The sequence below is a fragment of the Pseudomonas spelaei genome, assembly GCF_009724245.1.
Taxonomy (GTDB): Bacteria; Pseudomonadota; Gammaproteobacteria; order Pseudomonadales; family Pseudomonadaceae; genus Aquipseudomonas; species Aquipseudomonas spelaei.
Genome location: NZ_WNNK01000009.1, coordinates 178,561 through 201,179 on the forward strand (window position 1 = coordinate 178,561; position 22,619 = coordinate 201,179).

General features: G+C 61.1%; 15 protein-coding genes. 4 read left to right on the top strand and 11 right to left on the bottom strand.

Annotated elements, in window-relative coordinates; translation table 11 throughout:
* Positions 1-24: 24 nt before the first annotated feature.
* The 3 genes from GNF76_RS13035 to GNF76_RS13045 form a co-directional block, all read right to left on the bottom strand.
* Complete coding sequence (locus GNF76_RS13035) at positions 25-1,476, bottom strand: M10 family metallopeptidase C-terminal domain-containing protein (RefSeq protein ID WP_155583554.1); 1,452 nt, start codon at positions 1,474-1,476, stop codon at positions 25-27.
* 174 nt (positions 1,477-1,650) lie between these two features.
* Complete coding sequence (locus GNF76_RS13040) at positions 1,651-2,427, bottom strand: tetratricopeptide repeat protein (RefSeq protein ID WP_155583555.1); 777 nt, start codon at positions 2,425-2,427, stop codon at positions 1,651-1,653.
* A 2-nt stretch (positions 2,428-2,429) separates the two neighbouring features.
* Complete coding sequence (locus GNF76_RS13045; protein ID WP_155583556.1) at positions 2,430-3,110, bottom strand: Fe2+-dependent dioxygenase; 681 nt, start codon at positions 3,108-3,110, stop codon at positions 2,430-2,432.
* Positions 3,111-3,327: 217 nt separating this feature from the next.
* Between GNF76_RS13045 and GNF76_RS13050 the strand changes: the two genes are divergently transcribed.
* Entirely contained in the window at positions 3,328-5,613 is a 2,286-nt protein-coding gene (locus tag GNF76_RS13050) for a TonB-dependent receptor (RefSeq protein WP_155583557.1), read from the top strand.
* Between the two features lie 247 nt (positions 5,614-5,860).
* Positions 5,861-8,386 (top strand): PepSY domain-containing protein, encoded by a 2,526-nt coding sequence (locus GNF76_RS13055; protein WP_178123311.1) that lies wholly within the window; start codon positions 5,861-5,863, stop codon positions 8,384-8,386.
* Positions 8,387-8,528: 142 nt separating this feature from the next.
* Here GNF76_RS13055 and GNF76_RS13060 read toward each other — a convergent pair whose 3' ends face one another.
* The 7 genes from GNF76_RS13060 to ptsP all read right to left on the bottom strand — a co-directional run bounded on the left by GNF76_RS13060 (position 8,529) and on the right by ptsP (position 20,102).
* The gene (locus GNF76_RS13060) at positions 8,529-10,943 is read right to left on the bottom strand and encodes a TonB-dependent siderophore receptor (protein WP_155583558.1); all 2,415 of its coding nucleotides are present in this window, start codon (positions 10,941-10,943) and stop codon (positions 8,529-8,531) included.
* Between the two features lie 81 nt (positions 10,944-11,024).
* Entirely contained in the window at positions 11,025-11,987 is a 963-nt protein-coding gene (locus GNF76_RS13065) for a FecR domain-containing protein (protein ID WP_178123312.1), read from the bottom strand.
* Positions 11,984-12,502 carry a sigma-70 family RNA polymerase sigma factor gene (locus GNF76_RS13070; RefSeq protein WP_155583606.1) on the bottom strand — a complete coding sequence of 173 codons (519 nt, stop codon included), beginning with the start codon at positions 12,500-12,502 and terminating at the stop codon, positions 11,984-11,986. The genes GNF76_RS13065 and GNF76_RS13070 overlap by 4 nt, the downstream gene beginning before the upstream one ends.
* A gap of 339 nt (positions 12,503-12,841) precedes the next feature.
* Positions 12,842-14,383 carry an alkaline phosphatase D family protein gene (locus GNF76_RS13075; RefSeq protein WP_155583560.1) on the bottom strand — a complete coding sequence of 514 codons (1,542 nt, stop codon included), beginning with the start codon at positions 14,381-14,383 and terminating at the stop codon, positions 12,842-12,844.
* Between the two features lie 188 nt (positions 14,384-14,571).
* Entirely contained in the window at positions 14,572-16,290 is a 1,719-nt protein-coding gene (locus GNF76_RS13080) for a PTS fructose-like transporter subunit IIB (protein ID WP_155583561.1), read from the bottom strand.
* A gap of 11 nt (positions 16,291-16,301) precedes the next feature.
* A complete protein-coding gene (gene pfkB / locus GNF76_RS13085) occupies positions 16,302-17,243 on the bottom strand; it encodes a 1-phosphofructokinase (RefSeq protein WP_155583562.1) in 942 nt (313 codons plus the stop codon).
* Positions 17,244-20,102 (bottom strand): phosphoenolpyruvate--protein phosphotransferase, encoded by a 2,859-nt coding sequence (gene ptsP, locus GNF76_RS13090; protein WP_155583563.1) that lies wholly within the window; start codon positions 20,100-20,102, stop codon positions 17,244-17,246.
* A 293-nt stretch (positions 20,103-20,395) separates the two neighbouring features.
* On the opposite strand from ptsP, the gene cra reads away from it, so the two are divergent.
* Positions 20,396-21,391: a catabolite repressor/activator gene (cra, locus tag GNF76_RS13095; protein ID WP_155583564.1), complete on the top strand. Its 996-nt coding sequence runs from the start codon at positions 20,396-20,398 to the stop codon at positions 21,389-21,391.
* A gap of 2 nt (positions 21,392-21,393) precedes the next feature.
* The gene (locus tag GNF76_RS13100; RefSeq protein ID WP_178123313.1) at positions 21,394-22,170 is read left to right on the top strand and encodes a TatD family hydrolase; all 777 of its coding nucleotides are present in this window, start codon (positions 21,394-21,396) and stop codon (positions 22,168-22,170) included.
* On the opposite strand, the gene GNF76_RS13105 is transcribed toward GNF76_RS13100, so the two are convergent.
* Positions 22,117-22,557, bottom strand: a complete 441-nt coding sequence (locus tag GNF76_RS13105) for a hypothetical protein (RefSeq protein ID WP_155583566.1) — start codon at positions 22,555-22,557, stop codon at positions 22,117-22,119. The genes GNF76_RS13100 and GNF76_RS13105 overlap by 54 nt on opposite strands.
* Between the last annotated feature and the right edge of the window lie 62 nt (positions 22,558-22,619).

Consider the following 22,619-nt stretch of genomic DNA (forward strand, 5'->3'; position numbering starts at 1 on the left):
ATGGGCTTTTTTGTCGACGAGCTTTCAACAAATGACATCGCTGCGACGGACTTTCCCAAAGATATTGATCTGCAAGTCCAGCTTGCCATCTCCGCGGGTGTCAACGTCAATGAGCGTACGCTGAAACTGCGGGTCAAAACTCACGCGCGCATCTCCAGCCCTGGTGATGTAGGTCGGATACTGTGGATCCTGAGGTTTGCTTTTGTCGAGCCTGAGTTCGCGTACAAAGTTGAGTCGACCGATTTGTTGGCGCAGCGCCGAAAGATCGAGTTTGTCCTGGCCACTGACAAAATCCATCACCCAGTTCGGCTGGCCGCTGGCATTTATATCAAAGACGAAGGTGTCAGCATCGGCGCCCCCCCATAGATCATCGCCGCCAGCGCCACCGTAAAGGATGTCCTTGCCCGAACCGCCTCGCAATATATTGGAGGCCGCGTTGCCGATCAGCAGGTCCGGGCCGGAGCCGCCATTGGCTTCCTCAATCGTCACGCCATGGGCGATGCTCACATTGCCCTTCAATCCGCCCACCGAGGAAAACGAGCCCGCGTTGAGGTTGATGGTCTGCGCCTGGTTGAAACCAGAGAAGTCCAGGGTGTCCCGGCCTCCGCCGTCCCAGACAGAGAACAAGGGTTTGTCTGTCGCCGACGCCAGGCTGTAGTGGTCGCGGTTGGTATTCGAGTTGAAGCCGTAGGTAGTATCGTCCTTGCGTGTCTCATAGTTGGCACCATAGCGTTTTTGTACAGCCTGGATATCGTCAATCATCGGCGCGCCGGGATGCACATACTCGCTCTCATTCTCGGAGAAAAGCGGATAGTTGTAAGTCATGAGGCTATGACTCACCCAGTGCTCCTGATACTCCTGCTCTTCAGAAAAGTCCGTGGGATGATCCAGTCCCAGTGCATGACCCAGTTCATGCACCAGTGTCGTGCGTGTTTGCGTGTTAAGCCCGGATGGATTGGTTTTCTCGTCAGCCACCTCCATTTTCCTCAACCAGATTGATCCCTGGAACTCGGGGTCCTGCGGGTCAGGCTTGAACGCAAAACCCAATACCGGCTCCTCTTCTGCACCGGTATCGTAGCTGGCGTAGGTCAGATGCCCCTCACCGCCGGCAGGCTTCTCGGTAAACTTCAGATTGGCCACGTCCGCCCAGGCTTGCTGACTGATCCTGGCCTGGGCCTTGCTGGCCGAACTGAATTCAAAGAACGTGTTGATCCTGGGAACGCCCTCCGTTGCCTTCATTTGCTCAAAGTCGCTTGGGGCCGTCCTGGGGAACTCGAAGGTAAGCTCAGTGACACCGTTAGCATTGCTGTCACGCCAGTAATGGCCGGCGCTGTTGATCCGATCTGCAACCTGGTTGCTGGTCAAAGAAGGAGGCTCACCCGGTTTCGGATCACCTCCTCGACGATTGCTGCTTAGCGCCTCTTGAATCTGTTGGTTGGCTGAACTCAAACCACAACCTGGGCTTCTGACATTCATGACAATTTGCTCCTTGCACACATGGACGTTGGATACTTGGCGCAAAGCATCCCTCTGCGGCTTTGCGACAAGCCCCAGATATTTGCCACAAATACTTCAGAGAAAAAGGTCAAGCACTCCTAAACACCGAAGAGAATAGGCAACGCCATAGGTAGGCAACTGATTGCGGTTCGTCTAAGAAAAACCGACTGGAGTCGACTCTTCAGCCAACTGTGCGGCACGTAACCGGTAGTCTTCGGCCAAATCGCGAACCTGCTGCTGCTCAGATCGCAACAGCGCTATGTGGGCCACCCGCAAAAACTTCAGATTCCCGCCCACCAGCGCCTTGCGCAGCCATTCCAGGGCAGCCTCGGTCTGGCCTTGGCCCGCCAATACCGCCGCATAGCTGAACTGCCCGCGAAAATCCCCGCCGACGGCTGACCGCCGATACCACTCAACCGCTGCGTTTAAATCCTGTGGGCAGAATTGGCCCTCTTCCAGATAACGCCCCAGCAGGTTCATCGACTTGGCGTGCCCCAACTCTGCCGCCTCTCGGTAGCACCTCAGCGCTTGGGGCTGATCGCAGGCCACACCCCGACCGGTCGCCAGCAGGTTCGCGTAGTTGTACAAACCCCAGTCCAACCCGGCGTCTGCTGCCAGACGATATTCCCGAGCAGCCGCACCCGCGTTGGCGTCGCAACCCCAGCCATGCTCAAAACACCGACCCGCCATATTGCGCGCCATCAGGTGCCCGCCTTGGGCCGCAATCTGAAACCAGCGCAATGCCAGTGCCTCGTCGCGCTCAATCCCGCGACCTTCCAGCAGGATCTGCCCGAGCAGCGCCTGGGCATCGGTCACGCCCTCTTTCGCGGCGATCAGGATTGCCTGGGCGGCGCGCACCGGGGATTCGTCGAGCATCGCGCGCAGTTGCTCACCGTCCAGCACTTCTTCACGGCGCAGATGAAAGCCCATGGTCAGACCTCGACCCAGCGGCGCAACAAGTTGTGGTAGGTGCCGGTGAGCTGGATCAGCGCCGGGTGGTCCGGCACATCCGTGGTCAGTTGCTGGATCGCGCCATCCATTTCAAACAGCAGGGTGCGCTGGCTGTCTTCGCGCACCAGGCTCTGGGTCCAGAAAAACGAGGCGTAGCGGGTACCACGGGTCACGGCGTTGACCTTGTGCAAGCTGGAACCTGGGTACAACACCATGTCCCCGGCCGGCAACTTGACCCGCTGCAGGCCGAAAGTGTCCTGGATTTCCAGTTCGCCGCCGTCATAGTCATCCGGGTCGCTGAAAAACAGCGTGGATGAAAGGTCGGTGCGCACTCGTTCGTGGCTGCCCTTGGGCTGACGCACGGCGTTGTCGATATGAAAGTCGAAACTGCCGCCCGCGGTGTAGCAATTGAGCAGAGGCGGAAAGACTTTGTGCGGTAACGCCGCGGACATAAACAACAGATTTTTCCACAGGCGGTCGAGCATCGCCGCACCGATTTCCTGCGCCAGCGGGTGGCCTTCCGGCAATTGCAGATTGTGCTTGGCCTTGGCCGACTGATGCCCAGCGGTGATTTTTCCGTCGGCCCAATCGGCTTGCTCCAGGGCTTCGCGGATGCGCAGCACTTCCTCGCGAGAGAACAGGCCGGGAATGTGCAGCAACATGGGGCAATACCTGGGGGCAGAGGGATGCCAATGGTAGTGATTCTTATTGGCCATGCACAACCCCACCACGACCCCATAGACGAGCGAGATCGTAAAAACCGTAAGCAAAAAGTGTAAAGAATGTAAATTCAATGCGAATAGTAATGTATCGCAATTGATAGAAATACTTGTTAACACTATATTCCGCGGCTTCACATCCTTGGGGAAAGGACACGTCATGTCGCGCACTTCTATAAAAACACCGGTCAATTCACCTCGCTTGCTGGCCTCGGCCATCGGCGTTGCCATCAGCGCCAGCTCAGCAGCCCACCTGGCTCAAGCGGCCGAAGACACCGAACAAAAAAGCGAGCGCAACAGCATTTCCCTGGGTGCGACCAGTATCACCGGGCAAGAACAGGACGCGACGTCCTATCAGGTAGAAAAAGCCTCTTCGCAAAAGTACACGGCGCCGCTGGTGGATACCCCGCGTTCGGTCACCGTGGTGCCACAGCAAGTCCTCAAGGACACCGCCGCCACCTCGTTGCAGGATGCCTTGCGCACTGTACCGGGGATTACCTTTGGCGCCGGTGAAGGTGGCAACCCGCAGGGCGACCGTCCGTTCATTCGCGGCTTTGATGCCCAGGGCGATACCTACCTCGACGGCGTGCGCGACACCGGCGGCCAGAGCCGGGAAATTTTCGACATTGAGTCCATCGAGGTCAGCAAAGGCCCGAACTCTTCCTTCGGCGGCCGCGGCTCGGCCGGTGGCAGCCTCAACCTGGTGAGCAAGACGCCACAGGCGCGAGACTTCACCAATGGCGGCTTCACCTACGGCTCCGACCAGACCCGTCGCTATGTGCTCGACGTCAACCGTCAGTTCCTCGACAACGCCGCGTTCCGCCTGAACCTGATGAGCCACGAACAGAACGTGGCCGGTCGCGACACCATCAACTACGACCGCTGGGGCGTCGCCCCGTCGCTGACCTTTGGCCTGGGCACACCGACCCGCGTCAACTTCAGCTACTACCATATGGAAAGTAACGATCTGCCGGATTCGGGGATTCCGTATGGTTACAGCAACAGCGGTCCAAAGGCTGTCCACGTGCATGACAAGCCTACCGATGGCGGCAACAGCAACAACTTCTACGGCCTGAAAGACCGCGATTTCCGCAAGACCCGCGCCGATATCGCCACGTTCGCCATCGAGCACGACCTGAACGACAACATGACGCTGAAAAACACCCTGCGTCATGGCAACACAGGTCAGGACTACATCCTCACCCAGCCGGACGACAGCCAGCACAACGTCAACCAGTTCGGTACCGTTTGGCGTCGCGCCAACACCCGCGTGACCACAACTGAAACCACGACCAACCAGACTGACCTGTTTGGTACGTTCCAGGCGCTGGGCTTCAAGAACTCCTACTCCACTGGCCTGGAATTCACTGGCGAAGAAACCCGCGCCAGCGGTTATACCGTCACACCCAACGCCAACCCGACCTGTAATCCGAGCAAGGGTAGCCTGGGCGGCAGCTGTACCTCACTGAGCAACCCGACTCCGGACGACAACTGGACCGGCAGTGCCGTACGCAACTACTACGGCACCAACACCAAGGCCACCAGCCGCGCCGCGTACGTGTTCGACACCATCGAACTCGATCCGAAATGGCTGCTGAACGTTGGCCTGCGCTACGACACCTTCGACACCGTGGCCAACACCAACGCGGCGGCCGGAAGAAGCAAGATCAAGGACGACAGCCAGTTCTTCAACTGGCAGGCCGGCCTGGTCTGGAAGCCGATGGAAAACGGTAGCGTGTACGCGTCTTACGCCACCTCGGCCTCTCCAGCCGGTGGCCTTGTAGGCGAAGGCGCCGATGGTAATCCCCTGTCTGCTGGCGCCTCCACCAGCGACCTGAAACCAGAAGAAACCGTCAACTACGAGCTGGGTACCAAGTGGGACGTGTTCCACGATCGCCTGTCCCTGACGGCTGCCGTATTCCGTACCGAGAAGAAAAACACCCGAATCCTGGTGGATTCCATGACCTACCAAAACGCCGGTGAGTCCCGCGTTGATGGTCTGGAACTGTCGGCCAGCGGCAAGATCACCGACAAATGGCAGATGTTCGCCGGCTACAGCTACCTGAAAAGCGAACTGGTAGACGCAGGCCTCAACGGTCGTAACGGTGTGGTCAGTGCCGGCTCCAACAAAGGCAACGAAATGCCCAACACGCCGAAGAACACCTTCAGCCTCTGGACCACCTACGACGTGACCCCGAAGCTGACCATCGGCGGCGGCGCGTTCTATGTCGACGAAGTCTACGGCGACGCGGGCAATACCGTTTACGTACCGTCCTACACCCGCTACGACGCCATGGCCAGCTACAAGCTGACCAAGAACGTCGACCTGCAATTGAACGTGCAGAACCTGACCGACAAGACCTACTACGACAAAGCCTACGCGGCGCACTTCGCCAACCAGGCGGCCGGTCGTACGGCGCTGTTGACCACCAGCTTCCACTTCTGATGTAACCGCTGTAGCCGCTGCCGAGGCACGAGGCTGCGATGGGCTGCGTAGCAGACCCCGAAAGGCGGTCCTGCGGACACGCATCGCAGCCTCGTGCCTCGGCAGCGGCTACAACGGCGGCGATAGCCGGTAAAACCCCACGCATCGGATGCGTGGGGTTTTTGTGTGTAAAACAGAATGTTTCTCGACAACCCACGGCATAATGCGCGCCGTGACGAATATATTCAGATGAACGAGGCAGTCCGACGTGTTGAAGAAAACCCTGTTCCAGTTGCATTGGTTCTTCGGCATTACGGCCGGGCTGGTGTTGGCCTTGATGGGGATCACCGGCGCCACGGTCTCGTTCCAGGATGAAATCCTTCGGGCACTCAACCCAACAGTGCTCACCGTCGAAAAGCGCCCGGCCGGGGTGCTGCCGCCCGCCGAGTTGGTGCGCAAACTGGAAGCCACTGAAGGCAAGGTCGTCTCGATGCTTTGGGTAGAGAGCGAAAGCGGCAACGCCGCCCGGGTGTTCTTCACCCCGCCACCCGGTGAGCGTCGCGGCCAGATGCGCTACTTCGACCCGTACACCGGCGACTATATGGGCGACGCCGTCGGCCAGGATTTCTTCGGCCTCATGCTGCAACTGCACCGCTTCCTGGCCATGGGTGACACCGGCCGGCAAATCACCGGGGCCTGTACGCTGATCCTGGTGTTCTTCTGCCTGTCCGGCCTGTACCTGCGTTGGCCGCGCCAAGTGGCGAGCTGGCGTGCCTGGCTGACCCTGGACTGGCGCAAAAAGGGCCGCAGTTTCAACTGGGACCTGCACTCGGTATTCGGCACCTGGTGCCTGCTGTTCTACCTGTTGGCGGCGTTGACCGGCCTGTCCTGGTCCTACGAGTGGTACAGCCAGGGCCTCAATAAATTGCTCTCGGACGCTCCGCAAAACGAGCGGATGCGCAAGCGCGGTCCGCCCCCTGAAGGCCCGGCGCCAATTGCCAATTACGAGGCGATGTGGAGCAGCATCTACAGCAATGCCGGACCGAAGTTAAGCGCCTACAACATCCGCATGCCAGCGGTCGCAGGCCAACCGGCCACCGTGTTCTATCTGTTGCAGGATTCTCCCCATGACCGGGCACTGAACCAGATCAGCCTGGATCCGGCCACGGGCGAGGTCAAACGCCATGATCAATACGCGAGCAAAAGCCTCAAGGCACAGTTGCTGACCAGCATTTACGCGCTGCACGTCGGCAGTTATTTCGGCCTGGTGGGACGCATTATCCTGACCATCACCGCCCTGTGCATGCCGCTGTTCTTTATCACCGGCTGGCTGCTGTACCTGGACCGTCGCCGCAAAAAACGCCAGGTCCGAGACGCCCGTAAAGGCCTGAGTGAAAACCCCAGCGATGCGCCAGCCTGGCTGATCGGCTTTGCCAGCCAGAGCGGTTTTGCCGAACAACTGGCCTGGCAGACCGCAGGACAATTGCAGGCCGCCGGCTTGCCGGTAAAGGTGCAATCCCTGGGCACCGTCAGCGAAGACGACTTGCGCCAGTCAGAAAATGCACTGTTCGTAGTCAGTACCTTCGGCGACGGCGAGGCACCGGACAGCGCTCGCGGTTTCGAGCGCAGCGTATTGGGTCGAGACTTGTCCCTCAACGGCTTGAACTACTCGGTGCTGGCCCTGGGCGATCGGCAATATCAGCACTTCTGCGGCTTTGCCCGACGCCTGCATTTCTGGCTGACCAACCAGGGTGGCAACCCGTTGTTCGCCCCGGTTGAAGTCGACAGCGGCGACAGCGACGCCTTGCTGCACTGGCAACAACAACTGGGCCAACTCACCGGCCACGCACCGACCGCCGCATGGGCCAGCCCCAGCTACGAAAACTGGACCTTGAGCCAGCGCGCCCTGCTCAACCCGGACAGCAGCGGTTCTGGCGTCTACTTGCTGGGGCTGACGCCACCGGGTCCACGGACCTGGCTGGCCGGCGATCTGGTCGAAGTACTGCCGCGCAATGGCCCTTGGGCCATCGAACACTTCCTTGCTGGCCTCGGCATAGCCGGCAGCGACGGCGTACACGTCGACGGCCTGGCCCAAACCCTTGATCAAGCGTTGGCCGGCCGCCAACTTCCAGACAATCGCACCCATCTGGTGGGCCTGCACGCCCAGGCGTTGGTGGATGCGCTGGTGCCGTTGGCCATGCGCGAATACTCCATCGCCTCGATTGCCAGTGACGGCGTGCTGGAACTGATCGTGCGCCAGGAACGCCACCCCGACGGCAGCCTCGGCCTGGCCTCCGGCTGGTTGACCGAACACGCGAGCATCGGCTCAGGCATCAGCCTGCGCCTGCGGCGCAACAGCGGTTTCCATTTGCCGAGCGAGCCGGTGCCGCTGATTCTGCTGGGCAACGGCACCGGCCTCGCCGGGCTGCGCAGCCTGCTCAAGGCGCGGATTGTCGACGGCCAGCAACGTAACTGGCTGCTGTTCGGTGAACGCAATATCGCCCACGACTACCACTGCCAGGACGAGTTGCAAGGCTGGCTGGCCAGCGGTGATCTGGCCCTGCTGGACCTGGCATTCAGCCGGGATCAAGAGGAAAAGATCTACGTTCAGGATCGCCTGCGCGAATCCGCCGATGTGCTGCGTAAATGGCTGGCCAACGGTGCGGCGATTTATGTCTGTGGCAGTTTGCAGGGCATGGCGGCAGGCGTGGATCAGGTGTTGGTGGAGGTCTTGGGCAGTGAGGCCGTTGAACGCCTGATCGAGCAAGGCCGTTATCGCCGGGATGTTTACTGATCCCATACCACCGTGGATCAAATGTGGGAGCTGTCGAGCTTTAGCGAGGCTGCGATGGCGTCAGACCAGCCAACACAGATGTTGCCTGACCCACCGCTATCGCAGCCTCGCTAAAGCTCGGCAGCTCCCACACTGACCGGGATTACCAGCGATAGGTGGCGGAGGCCACTGCCGTACGCGGGTTGCCAAACAGGCAGCGCGTGGCGTCATAGCAGCCGGAGATGTACTGATCGTTAGTCAGGTTGGTGACATTGAGCGCCAACTTCCACGGCCCTGTCTGGTAGTGCGCCGAGGCATCGAACACGGTGTACGACGGTACCTCCAGCGAGTTGTCCGCACCACCCGGATTGGCGCCGACATAGCGCACACCCGCTCCCACGCCGAAGTCCTTCAACAAGCCGTCCCGCAAGGTGTAGTCCGCCCACAGCGAAGCCATGTTGCGCGGGATCGGAATGAAGGTCGGGGTCTTGCCCTGGCTGACATCGTTGGCCTTGGTGATCTTCACATCCTGATAGGTGTAGCTGGCGATCAGGTCCAGTTCACGGCTCAGGCTGGCAGTACCTTCGAGCTCAAAGCCACGGGAACGGATCTCGCCGGTTTGCACACTGAAATTGGGGTTCAGTGGACTCGGTGTCGTCACATTGCTTTGGGTGATCTGAAACACCGCTGCCGTCACCGAGGCATTGCTGTCCTTGGGACTGAACTTGATCCCGACTTCGTACTGCTCGGCTTCGGTGGGATCGAAGGGTTTGCCGTTGGCATCGATGCCTGAGTTCGGTGTGAACCCCGTCGAATAACTGGCGTAAGGCGCCAGACCGTTATCCGCCAGGTACACCACGCCCACCCGACCGCTGAGGGCCTCGTCCTTTTGCTCGACGTGGGTGCCGGCCACCTGCTCGTTGGTTTCAGAACGGGCCCAGTCATAGCGACCGCTCAAGGTCAGGCGCCAGTGATCATCCAGCTTGAGTTGGTCCTGCAGGTACAAGCCCGTCTGGTTCAGGGTCGAATCAGGCCGGTAGCGCGAGCTTTTCTGCGGGTCGTTGAACACTGATGGATCGAACGGCACAAACACCGGGTTGTAGAGATTCAGTGACGGCGCCGCCGTATAAACATCCCGTTCGCTGCTGTTCTGGTGCTGGTAATCCAGGCCGATCAAGAGCGTTTGATCGATACCGCCGGCGGTGAAATCAGCCTGGGCCTGGTTGTCGACAGTCCAGCGTTTGTAGGTGAAGTCATCGATCTCGGCCGTCCGGGAAATGGTGGTCAGCGAGCCCGGTTCAAAGCCGGTGCCGTAGATCATGTTGTCGTCCAGATCCAGCCGTGAGTAACGCAGGTTCTGACGGACTTGCCAGGTATCGTTCAGGCGTTTGGAGAATTCATAGCCCAGCGAAAACTGCTTTTTCTCGTACTTCTGGAACGCCTTGTCGGCAGGGAATACATCGCGGCGGATGTGGCCGTTGGGGTTGAAGTTGATGGTCCCCGCAGCGGGGTAAAAACCATCGCCGCCATTACTGTCATCGTAAAGCCAGGACGCCAACACGGTCAGGCGCGTGTCCTCGTCCGGCTGGAACGTCAGGGACGGTGCCAGGGACTGACGCTTGTCCTGCCACGGCGTGTCCTTGATGTTCTGGTCACGCAGCACACCGATCATGCGGTACGACCACACACCCTGCTCATCCAGCGGTCCGGTGCTGTCGAAGCTGACCTGCTTGCGCGCATCGGTGCCGTATTGCACCTGCACTTCGTTGGCGGCAATCGCGCTCGGGCGCTTGGACACCTGATTGATCACACCACCAGGGTCGCCCTGGCCATACAGCACACCGGCCGGGCCGCGCAGCACTTCGACCCGCTCCAACATGTACGGGTCCACCATCCAACTGGCGAGGTTGGTGGTGGTTGGCAGTTGCAGGCTGTCCAGGTAAGTGGTCGGGGTGAACCCGCGAATCACCGTGTACCAGTCGGAGCGATTGTTGGCGCCGTAGCTGGAAACCCCCGGCGTGTAGCGCAGCGCCTCGTTCACCGATTGCACGCCCTGGGCATCCATGCGCTCGCGGGTGATCACCGAGATCGATTGCGGGGTTTCGTGGATCGGTGTGCCGGTCTTGGTGGCGCTGATGCTGCGCTGGGCGACATAGCCGTCGACTTCGCCCAGCAGCGTTTGATCAACCTCGGGCGCCGTGATCGACAGGCTGTCCAGCTGCAGCTTGCCATCCCCTTGCGGCACCGCCTGTAAACGATAGGTGGCGCCGACCTGCACGGCTTCCAGACCGCTGCCGGCCAACAAACGTGCGAGGGCGATCTCCAGGCTGTAGCTACCGCTCAGGCCTGTCGTCTGCTTGCCACGAGTCAGCGCCGGGTCGAACGCCTGGGCCACACCGGCCTGCTCGGCCAGGGTGCTGAGGGCGACGCCCAATTCACCGGCTGGGATGCGGAAACTTTGCACGCGACTTTGCTGCGACGCCGATTGATCGGCAGCCGCCGGCAACACGCTGCCAGCAAGGAAAATCGGAAACAGTGCAGCCGCAAGGGGATGCAGCCGGACAACAGGGCGGGTCATGGGGGGCGATTCCTGGAAGTTTTATTTAGGTTTCTCAGGCCATGACGGGCGAGATGGGCAAAGGGACAGTGCGCGCTGAATTTATTTGTCGGACTTGATCACTACGAGCCAGTCGGTAAAGCGTTGCAGGCGAATCGGCAGGCTGGTCTGCAACGCAGCAAGGGCGGCGTCGCTGTTGTCCAGCGGGAACGAGCCCGACACCCGCAACCCGGCCAATGCCTGGCGGTCGTAATGCAGAACACCACGGCGATAGCGTGCCAGCTCATCGAGCACTTCCAGCAGCGGGCGGTCATCGACTTTGAGCACGCCACGGGTCCAACTGGCAGGGTCAGCGATGCCTATGGTGGTAAGGCCATCAACGTGATCGGCGTACAGCAGCGCTTGCTGTCCGGCGGCCACCCGCGCTGGCGGGCTCGACTTTTTGGATGGCTGGGCAGCGATGGCTGATTCAAGCACAGTCACGCGGGTCTGGCCGTCTTCGCGCCGTACCAAAAAGCGCGTCCCCAGCGCTGTGACTGTGCCTTGTTCGGTACGCACGACAAAAGGACGTTTCGGGTCTTTGGCCACTTCGACCCACAGCTCTCCGCGCCGCAGGTCGATCAGCCGGCGCTGGCCGTCAAACTCAATATCCACCGCTGAATCGCTGTTGAGCTGCAATTGGCTGTGGTCTTCCAACATCATTGAGCGACGTTCGCCCACGCCAGTACGCTGGTCCGCCAGCCACACAGGCGCCTGGCGTACGCCCTGCCAGGCCACGGTTGCCGCAACCAGCAAGACCAACGCCGTACCGGCTCGCCGCAGAGCCGGCTTGCGCTGGGCGGCGAAGGCACGTTCCAGGATTTTGCGCGAATGGGAAGCGGGCAAGCCGTCGAAACGTCCCCAGAGAATCTCCAGCCGCGACAACGCGAGCGCGTGCCCCGGATCGGCATCACGCCAAACCGCACAGGCCTGACGCTGGCTTTCATCGGCCTCACCGGAATGCAGCACCGACAACCATTGGGCGGCGGCGGCGACTTGCTCGGGCGTGGGTTCGGATCGGTTCACGGCGTTGGTACGTACAGCAGCGTGTAGCAATGCACCATGACCTGGGCGATGTACTGTTTGATCATGCTTTTCGAAACGCCGAGGTACTCGGCGATTTCCGCGTGGGTCCAACCGTCCAGGCGGTTGAGCAGAAAGGCTTGCCGGGGTTTTTCCGCCAGGCCGTCCAGCAGGCGGGCGACCGACTCCAGCAGTTCAAGCATTTGATGCAGTTCTTCAGGGCTGATAGCCGCCGCGTCGGCGCTTTCATGGGCCAGCACCGCGAGGTAGGCGCGTTCCAGCTTGCGTCGGCGTTCGCCATCGATCAGCAGGCGAATCGCCGTGGTGGTGAGGAAGGCGCGCGGCTCTTGCAGGCGCTCGGGTTCGGCCAGGGTCAGCAGGCGAATGAAGGTGTCCTGCGCGAGATCCGCCGCACGTTGGGAGCATCCGAGTTTTTTGCGTAGCCAGTTGTGCAGCCAGCCGTGGTGGTCACTATAGAGCAGACCGACCAGGCGATTGCGCGGCGAATCGGGCTGCATGAGGGGGTGATGGGCTGGCACTGCGGCATCCTGAAGGGGGTGAACCTGCATGAATGCGAATATATTTCATTTGGTAACGGGTGTCACTACGCGTGGCAGGAGGTGGGCTTTAGGGCCAGCCCCTTCAAGGTCTTTGAAAAAACAGGTCCATCAAGAGCAAGTACTGTCCCTGTAGCCGCTGCCGAGGTACGAGGCTGCGATGCGGGCCGCAGGACCGCCGCCTTGGGGCCGCTACTCAGCCCATCGCAGCCTCGTACCTCGGCAGCGGCTACAGAAAGCAGCCACAGGTTCGGTGTTAGCCGTAAGACTGTTTTTCAAAGGCCTTGAAAGGCATGTCCCTCACACCGGTTGCAGTTTCTGCTCAAACACCGACACCCCATCCAGGTCCCGCAAAATGACCGTCAGCTCCGCCGTCTGCCCATCAATCTGCACTTCCCCAAAAAATTGAAACCCGGCAAACGGCGACGTGTTCTGCGCCGGCGGTGCCTTCTCGAACACCACCTGCGGCCCGAAGGTCTTGTCCAGCACATTGGGCCCAAAACTCCCCGCATTCAGCGGCCCCGCAACAAACTCCCAGAACGGCTCAAAATCCTGAAACGCCGCCCGATCAGGGTGATAGTGATGGGCCGCACAGTAGTGCACATCGGCGGTCAGCCACACATGGTTGCGCACGTTTTGCGCCCGCAGGAACGCCAGCAGTTCAGCGATTTCCAACTCACGGCCCTGGGCCGGCCCCGGGTCGCCGTTGGCGATGGCTTCCCAGCGCGGCACGCCTGGGCTGACTTCACCGTCGGGCACGCCGAGGCCGATGGGCATGTCGGCAGCAATGACTTTCCACTGGGCCTTGGAGGCCTTGAGTTCGCGCTTGAGCCAGTCCAACTGCTCACGCCCTAGAAAGGGTTTTTCTGCGCCCAGGTTGTCATCGTTGGGCCCGCGATAGCTGCGCATGTCGAGCACGAACACATCCAGCAGCGGCCCGTAGCTGAGCTTGCGATAGATGCGCCCACCCTGATCGGCACTCTGCAGGCGCATTGGTGCATATTCGAGCCAGGCTTGGCGCGCGCGACCGACCAGGGTGTTGATGTCTTTGGTCTGGTAACGGTCATCCAGTTGCTTGCTCGGCGACCAGTTGTTGATCACCTCGTGGTCGTCCCACTGCCAGATCTGCGGCACTTCGGCGTTGAAGCGGCGGATGTTTTCGTCCATCAGGTTGTAGCGATAGTTGCCGCGATATTCATCCAGGGTTTCAGCGACTTTGCTTTTGGCTTCAGTGGTGATGTTGCGCCAGATACGCCCGCCTTCGGTGGGCAACTGCGCCGGTACCGGGCCGTCAGCGTAGATGGTGTCGCCACTGTGGATAAAGAAGTCCGGCAGGCGCAGGCGCATGGCTTCGTAGATGCGCATGCCGCCGATGTCCGGGTTGATGCCAAAGCCTTGCCCGACGGTGTCGCCGCTCCACACAAAACGGATGTCCCGGCGCTGTTGCGGCACGCTGCGCAAGTGGCCGAACCACGGCTCGCTGGCGACGCCGGTCTGGGCGTCTTCAAACTGCACGCGGTAGAAAATCGCCTGGTCGGCGGGCAGCCCGGTCAGCTCGACGCGGGCGGTAAAATCGGTACGCCCGTCAGCCAGGGGCGAGACGAATCGGCGCGGGTTGCTGAACACGCTGCGGGTGTCCCACTCCACCACCATCCGCGCGGGACGGTCACTGCGGCTCCAGATCATCGCCCGGTCGCCCAGCAAGTCGCCGGACTGCACACCATCGGTGAGTTGCGGCCGGTCCTTGACCGACGCAATCACCGCCGGCGCAAGGCCAGGCAACAACAGACCGGCCCCGACGACTTGCATCACACGGCGACGGCCGAGGTCAAAGTGGCTCATGGAGGGTTCCCCTTTGCTGGATCAAAAGAGAAACTTAAGCACGCCAGGATGAAAGGGATGTGACAGATCGACGGTGGGAGCTCTCGAGCTTTAGCGAGGCAGCGAGGCGAGCACCTCGGTCTGTCTGGTATACCGAGGTGATCCCATCGCAGCCTCGCAGGGGCTCGACAGCTCCTACATTGACCGTGTCAGGTCTTAGCGGGGGCGACTGTCAGCTCGACCACCTCGGGACGCTTGATCAACGCATACACCACCGCCGTCAACACACTCCCGGCGATAATCGCCAGCAAATACAACAGCGCATGGTTGATCGCATTCGGGATCAGCATCACAAACAACCCGCCATGGGGCGCCATCAGCTTGCAGCCGAAATACATCGACAGCGCACCCGTCAATGCACCACCGGCGATGCTCGCCGGAATCACCCGCAATGGGTCCTTGGCCGCAAACGGGATCGCCCCTTCGGAGATAAAGCACATACCGAGGATCAACGCCGCCTTGCCCGCTTCGCGCTCGGTCTGGGCAAACTTGCGTCGCGCCAGGAGCGTGGCGATGCCCATGCCAATCGGCGGCACCATGCCGGCGGCCATGGTCGCTGCCATCGGTGCGCCGCTCTGCGCCGCCAGCAACCCGACGGAAAACGCATAGGCCGCCTTGTTGATCGGCCCACCCAGGTCGACGCACATCATCCCGCCCAGCAGGATACCCAGCAGCACCGCGTTAGCTGTGCCCATATTGCTGAGGAAGTCCGTCAGCCCGGTGAGCATATGCGCCACCGGCGGACCTACCAGGTAGATCATCACCAGGCCGGTGAACAGGCTCGCCAGCAACGGGATGATCAGGATCGGTTTGAGGGCTTCAAGGCTTTGCGGCAAACGTACCGCGCGGCTGATCAACTTTACGCAGTAACCGGCGAGGAAACCCGCCAGGATCCCGCCGATAAACCCTGCACCCAGAGTACTCGCCAGCAGGCCGCCGATCATCCCCGGCGCAAGGCCGGGACGGTCAGCGATGGAGTAGGCAATGTAACCCGCCAGCAGCGGCACCATCAGCATGAACGCCTGGTCACCGACGGTTTTCAGGGCTGCGGCCAACGTGCCTTTTTCTTCAAACGCATGGATACCAAAGACGAAGGACAACGCGATCAACAAACCGCCAGCCACCACCATCGGCAGCATGAATGACACACCGGTCAGCAGATGTTTGTAGACCCCGGTCTTCTCGGTCTTGGCTGCTGCACCGCTGGCGGCGCTTTCCTGCTTACCTTCGGCCAGTGCTTTATTGAGGGTGGCTTCCGATTGTTTGAGGGCAATGCCAGTGCCGCAGCGGTAGATTTTCTTACCGGCGAAACGCTCGGTGGCGACTTCGATATCCGCTGCCAGCAGTACCACGTCGGCGTCACGAATCGCTTCCGGACTCAGCGGGGTACGAGCGCCCACCGAGCCCTGGGTTTCCACCTGCAAGTCATAACCCAAGCGCTTGGCCGTTTGTTGCAAGGCTTCGGCAGCCATGAAGGTGTGGGCAACGCCGGTTGGGCATGCGGTGATCGCGACAATACGCGGCGCGCTTTTGGGTGCGACCACAGCCTCGCTCGCGACATACACCTGGGCCTCTTCGGCCCCCCTGCGCAACACGGCCTCGACATCTTGCAACGCTTGCGCCGGCGTACTCTGGAACACGCGCTTACCGACAAACCGCTGCTTATCCACGGGTGTGCTGCTGACCAGCAACACCCACTCAGCCGCCTCAATCGTCGCCGCCGACAATTGACGCTCCGGGTGCTGCGTGTCGACCACTTCGACACTGGTGCTCCACCCCTGGCGCTGGGCAGCGGCGTCCAATAAGCGGGCGCACAGCACACTGGTGACCATGCCGTTGGGGCAGGCAGTAACAATGGCTAACTTCATGACAAACCCTCTTATTGTTCTGTCAGCGTGCGCACGTGGACGCCGCTTTCGAGACGCGCCAACTGCGCGTCATCGCTGATACCAAAACCGATCTGCGTCACGGCCATTGCGGCAATGGCCGTGGCCCGGCGCAAGGTGGTTTCTGGCACATCGAAACTGAGCAAACCGTGGAGCATTCCCGCCAGCAGTGAGTCCCCTGCCCCTACGGTGCTGGCAACCGTGACCTTGGGCGGCGTAGCGTGCAGCGCCGTACCCGGACTGAACCAGTTAACGCCGTCGGCACCGTGGGAAATCACCACGTGTTCGACACCTTGGGCATGCAACCGTACGGCGGCCAGGGCCTGTTGCGCGACCGAGTCCGCCGGGCAATCCAGAGCTTCAGCCAGTTCTTCAGTATTGGGTTTGATCAACCAAGGGCCTGCCCTGAGCCCGGCACGCAAGGCCTCGCCACTGGTATCCAGCGCGACTTTCAAGCCCAGGCTTTTCAGTTGCTCCAGCAGGCCTTGTAACCACTGCGGGCTGACGCCACGGGGCAGACTACCGGCGACCACCACCGCGTCATGCCCAGGAGCAATCCGCGTCAACTGATCGAGCAATGCCTGTTGCGCCTGCTCACTGACCACCGGGCCGGGTCCGTTGATGTCAGTGACACGACCGTCCTGCTCGGCGATCTTGATATTGCTGCGGGTTTCTCCGGGGACGCGGATGAAGGCATCGACAAAACCACGGCGAGCGATCAACGCGTCGAACGCTTGTGGATTGTCTTCGCCGAGAAAGCCGCTCACGGTCACCTGATGGCCCAGGTCCGCCAGCACTTGGGCGACATTGACGCCCTTGCCGGCCGCGTGGGTGAGCATGGCTCCACTGCGATTGACTGCGCCTGGTTCCAGGCGCGTCAATGGCACTGTCAGGTCTAACGCCGGGTTCAGCGTCAGGCTTAAAATCCTTGCCATTTACACGGCCTCCACAAGGGCACGCACTTGCGCGGGAGTGCCCATCGCCAGCGCTTGCTGCGCCAGGCCTTGGGCCTGGTTCAAGGTAAATTCACGCACCCGCGCCTTGACCTCGGGGATGCTGCGGGCCGAGACGCTCAGCTCATCCACACCCAGGCCAACCAGCACCGGAACGGCCAACGGGTCTGCCGCCAACTCTCCACACACACCGACCCATTTGCCATGGGCATGGGCCGCACGCACGGTGATATCGATCAGTTGCAGCACCGCCGGGTGCAGGCCATCGGCCTGGGCCGAGAGCGTCGGATGGCCACGGTCGATGGCCAGGGTGTACTGGGTCAGGTCGTTGGTACCGACGCTGAAAAAGTCCACTTCCTTGGCCAGCACTGGCGCCAGCAAGGCAGCCGACGGGACTTCGATCATGATGCCCAACTGTAAGTCAGCCACCGGGATTTCCAGGCGCAGGCGCTCGGTCATGTCCCGGGCCTGACGCCACTCATCGACGCTGCCGACCATGGGGAACATGATCCGCAGCGGCCGGTTATCCGCCGAGCGCAGCAGTGCGCGCAGTTGCGCTTCCATGATCTGTGGACGTTGCAGGGTCAGGCGAATACCGCGCACGCCGAGGAAGGGATTTTCTTCCTTGGCAATCGGCCAATATGGCAGCGGTTTGTCGCCACCGACATCCAGGGTCCGCACCACCAGCGGACGCCCGCCGAGGCCGTCGAGCACACGGCGGTATTCGGCTTCCTGGGTGGCTTCGTCCGGCGCCTGTTTATGGGCCATGAAAATCAGTTCGGTGCGCAGCAAACCAATGCCTTCGGCGCCCTGCTCCACCGCGCTGGCAACACCGGCGCTTTCACCGATATTGGCGAACACTTCCACGGCATGGCCGTCGCGCGTCAAGGCTGGCTCGTGGCGCTGGGCGGCAGCAGCTTGCAGGCGTTGTTCGCGGGTATCGCGCTCCTGAGTGGCGCGTTGCAAGGTGGCCGCGTCGGCGTCCACATGCAGGCGACCGCGCTGGCCATCCAGCAGCAGCGGTGTGCCCGAGGCCAGCAGCAAAACCGCAGGGCCTGCGCCCACCAATGCGGGAATGCCCAAGGCACGGGCGACGATGGCGCTGTGAGCTGTGGCGCCGCCACGGGCGGTGAGGATGCCGGCGACTCGTACAGGGTCCAGGCGCGCGACGTCCGATGGGCCGACTTCGTCCATCACCAGGATGTAGGGTTCGTCCGGTTCTTGCGCGGTTTCGACACCGCACAATTGCGCCAGGACTCGGCGGCCAATGTCACGCAGATCGGCGGCGCGCTCGGCGAGCAAGGCGTCCTGCAGTGATTCCTGCTGTTTGGCGGCAGCTTCGATCACGCTCATCCAGGCGGCTTCGGCACTTTCGCCCTGCTTGAGTCGGGTGTCGACTTCGTCGGTGAGCTCCGGGTCGTCGAGCATTTCCTGATGGGTGATGAAGATTTCGCGAATGGCCTTGGATTTACTGCGCTCGATCAGGCCCTGGATATCCTGGCGCACATCCGTCAGCGCAGCATGCAGGCGCTGGCGTTCAATAGCGGTCGTTTCACCACGCAGCGGGTACTCGAAGGGTTGCAGCACCTGAATATGCGCCGGACCAATAGCAATACCAGGCGCAGCGGCGATGGCCTGGATCAGGCTGCCGGATAACGGCGCGCTGATCTGCGGTTCGATGTCGACGGTTGGGTGTACGGCGTTACCTACAGGCAGCGGCTCGACTTCTTCTCCGAGCCCTTCTTCCACTGCAGTCAACAGGGCCGGCAACGCATCACCGGCAATGCCCGGTTCAGCGACAAACTCCAGCACCTGGCCACGGCGTGCGCCGAGGCTCAGCAGCTTGCTCAGGCTTTTCACCGACACTGCGCTGACGTCGCCATCAACGATGCGAACGCGGATTTCACCGTCAAAACGCTTCGCCAGTTGCGCGAGGACCTTCGCTGGCCGTGCGTGCAGACCGTGAGCGTTGGCCAGGGCGATGCGTACGCTTGGCCAGTCGGCCGGCAGTTCACCGCCAAGCACTTCCAGCACTGCACGGCTGCTGGTGGCACGGCCCAGTTCCTGGCCACGGCCCTCTATCAGCAAGGCACACAGGCGTTCGAGCAAGGCTTGATGAGCTTCGCCGAGGCTGGCCAGGCAGAACAGGCCGCTCAGGGGCTGGCCCAGGTAACGCATGGGCTTGTCCGGGGTGACGAAGGCCAAGCCAGGACGCTTGACCGTTTGCTCGCTGTGCAGCCACCACAGGCCATCGCCCAGCGGCAGTGCATCAACCTGTTGCAGCACGGCGGCAAAGCCATTGCTCACGCAATCGGCCTGGCGCAACAGCCGGGCGCCGCGCCACACCAGCTCTTCAAAATCATCGGCGGACACACCCAAGCCAATCATCTGTGCATCCAGCGCCAGTTCTTGCGGCGCGCCTTGCAGCAACTTCAACAGGGCTTCGGCGGAACTGGCACGACACAACGCCTGGCCCAGGTCGGTTTCACCAAGGGCACGGGTCAGCAGTTGCAGCAGACGCAGGTGTTCGTCGGATTTGGCGGCAATGCCGATCGCCAGGTAAACGATCTGGCCATCACCCCAATCCACGCCGCCAGGGAATTGCAGCAGCCGCACGCCGGTGGCGAACACCTGGTCGCGGGTTTCGGGGGTACCGTGGGGGATGGCGATGCCTTGGCCAAGAAAGGTCGAGCCTTGGGCTTCACGGGCTTGCAAACCACTGAGGTAGCCATCGGCGACCAGGCCGTCGGCCACCAGTTTGTCTGCGAGCAGGTGCAAGGCAGCAGACTTATCCACAGCCGTCTGGCCCATGGATATCTGCTCTATGGTGAGCTCAAGCATGCCGTTCTCCTAGTGAGTGCGCCGGGCGCACTAGGTATTATTTTGAATAAATCAGTGCAAATGCGTTCGAAAAAATTGACTGGGTGGTCAGTTGGCAGGATCAACCCCGTCGCGATAATCGTAAAAATACGCTTGCTGAAACGTTTAATCTAGAATTTATGGCAGGTTACGCGTTAATTAAGCATGCTTGAAGCGCCACTCGGCGCTTGAGCTGAGACAATGGTCGTCTGCTGGAATCGGTTACGATTGGACAAAATGTCGGGGCAAGCTCCAAAAAACAAGGAAATCCCGGTTTGAAACTCAGTGATATCGCGCGCATAGCCGGTGTGTCAGTCACCACCGCCAGCTATGTCATCAATGGCAAGGCCGAACAGCAACGCATCAGCAGCGCAACCGTCGAACGGGTGCGTGCGGTGGTTGAAGAACATGGCTTTACGCCAAACCCCCAGGCCGCCGGGCTGCGCAGCCGGCACACCCGTACCCTGGGCTTTATTCTTCCGGATCTGGAAAACCCCAGTTACGCACGGATCGCCAAGCTTTTGGAACAAGGCGCACGGGCGCGTGGCTATCAATTGCTGATCGCCAGCTCCGACGACGACGCCGACAGCGAGCGCCAGTTGCTGAAGCTGTTCCGCGCCCGGCGCTGCGATGCGTTGTTCGTCGCTAGTTGCCTGCCGGCCAGCGACGACAGCTACCGCGAGCTGCAAGCCAAGGGCCTGCCGGTGATTGCCATCGACCGGGTGATGGCGCCTACCCAGTTCTGCTCGGTGGTCAGCGACGACCACCAGGCATGCCAACAATTGACCAGCAGCTTGCTGCAACCCGTGCCCCGGCAGATTGTGCTGATCGGCGCCCGGCCAGAACTGAGCATCAGCCAGGAGCGTGCTGCAGGCTTCAAGGAAGCCCTGAACGGTTTCACCGGTGAGGTGCTGATCGAACACGGCGAGGCCTTCAGTCGCGACTGTGGCCGACAGTTGATGGAAGAATTGCTGCAACGCCTTGGGCATTTACCTGACGCGCTGGTGACCACCTCCTACGTACTGCTGCAAGGCGTCTTCGACGCGCTGCACGACTTCCCGCTCAAGTCCCGGCCGCTGCGCCTGGGGACCTTCGGCGATACCCAGTTGCTGGACTTCCTGCCGTTGCCGGTCAACGCCATGGCCCAGCAGCACTCGTTGATCGCCGAGACGGCGCTGCGCCTGGCATTGGCGGCCATTGAAGAAGAGCAGTACCAGCCGGGCGTGCATGCTATCAGCCGCACGTTCAAGCAGCGGATTCACGAGGCCTGAGCGTGGAGCTGATCGACAGCCACACTCACCTGGACTTTGCGGACTTCGATGCCGATCGCAATGAAGTCCTGAACCACAGTCGCCAGTTGGGCGTACGGCGAATGGTGGTGCTGGGGGTTTATCAGCAGAACTGGCAGCGCCTGTGGGATCTGGTGCAGCAAGACGCGGATTTGTACGCGGCCTTCGGGCTGCATCCGGTGTATCTCGATGACCATCGACCGGCCGACCTCACTGAACTGGGGGACTGGCTGACCCGCTTAAAAGGGCATCGACAGCTGTGTGCGGTGGGTGAGATTGGCCTGGATTACTTCCTCGAACATCTGGACCGTGAACGTCAACAAGCCTTGTTTGAAGCCCAACTGAAACTGGCGGTGGACTTCCAGTTACCGGCGCTGCTGCACGTTCGACGCAGCCATGCCGCCGTCATCGCAACCCTCAAGCGTATTCGCCTGCCACGAGGCGGCATCATCCACGCCTTTGCCGGCAGCCAGGAAGAAGCCCGTGAATACATCAAGCTTGGTTTCAAACTGGGTTTGGGGGGCGCAGCCACCTGGCCTCAGGCCCTGCGCATGCACAAGGTGATAGCCCAACTGCCACTGGACTCGGTGGTGCTGGAAACCGACTCACCGGACATGGCGCCCGTCATGTACCCCGGTCAGCGCAACAGCCCCGAACATCTACCGCAGATTTGCATCGCGCTGGCCGAACGAATGGGCATCAGCCCATCAGCCCTGGCCGAGGCGAGCACGCGCAACGGGTGTGAGCTGTTCAACTGGTAAATCCCTGACCGGATTGATCGCCTGCAGCGTCAATGTCATGTGTTGACGGTGGCGGGCATAACGCAACGTCAGGAAGTAAATCAGCACCGCCACCAGCGACACATTGAGTTGCCCGATCACACTGATCAGGCCTATCCATTCCGCCACCAACGCCACCAGCAGGGCCGCGCAGGTCAACACAATCATGCTCGGCCGCAACAGCGCCAGGTTATCCAGAGACTTGAACTGCTTGAGCTGTTTGGGGCAACACAGTTGCAAGACCTTGTGGCAATACTGGCAATCAAAAGGCTCATTGATGGCAATGGCGTTAAGCTGCCAGGGCTTGAGTTCAAAAGTAATGTCGCAGTGGGCGCAATGCCCTCTGACACCGACGATTACCGCCGTCATGGTTGAGCCTCCGAGACGCAGTGAATATGGTGAAACAAATTCTCACCCATTCTGCCGGAGAA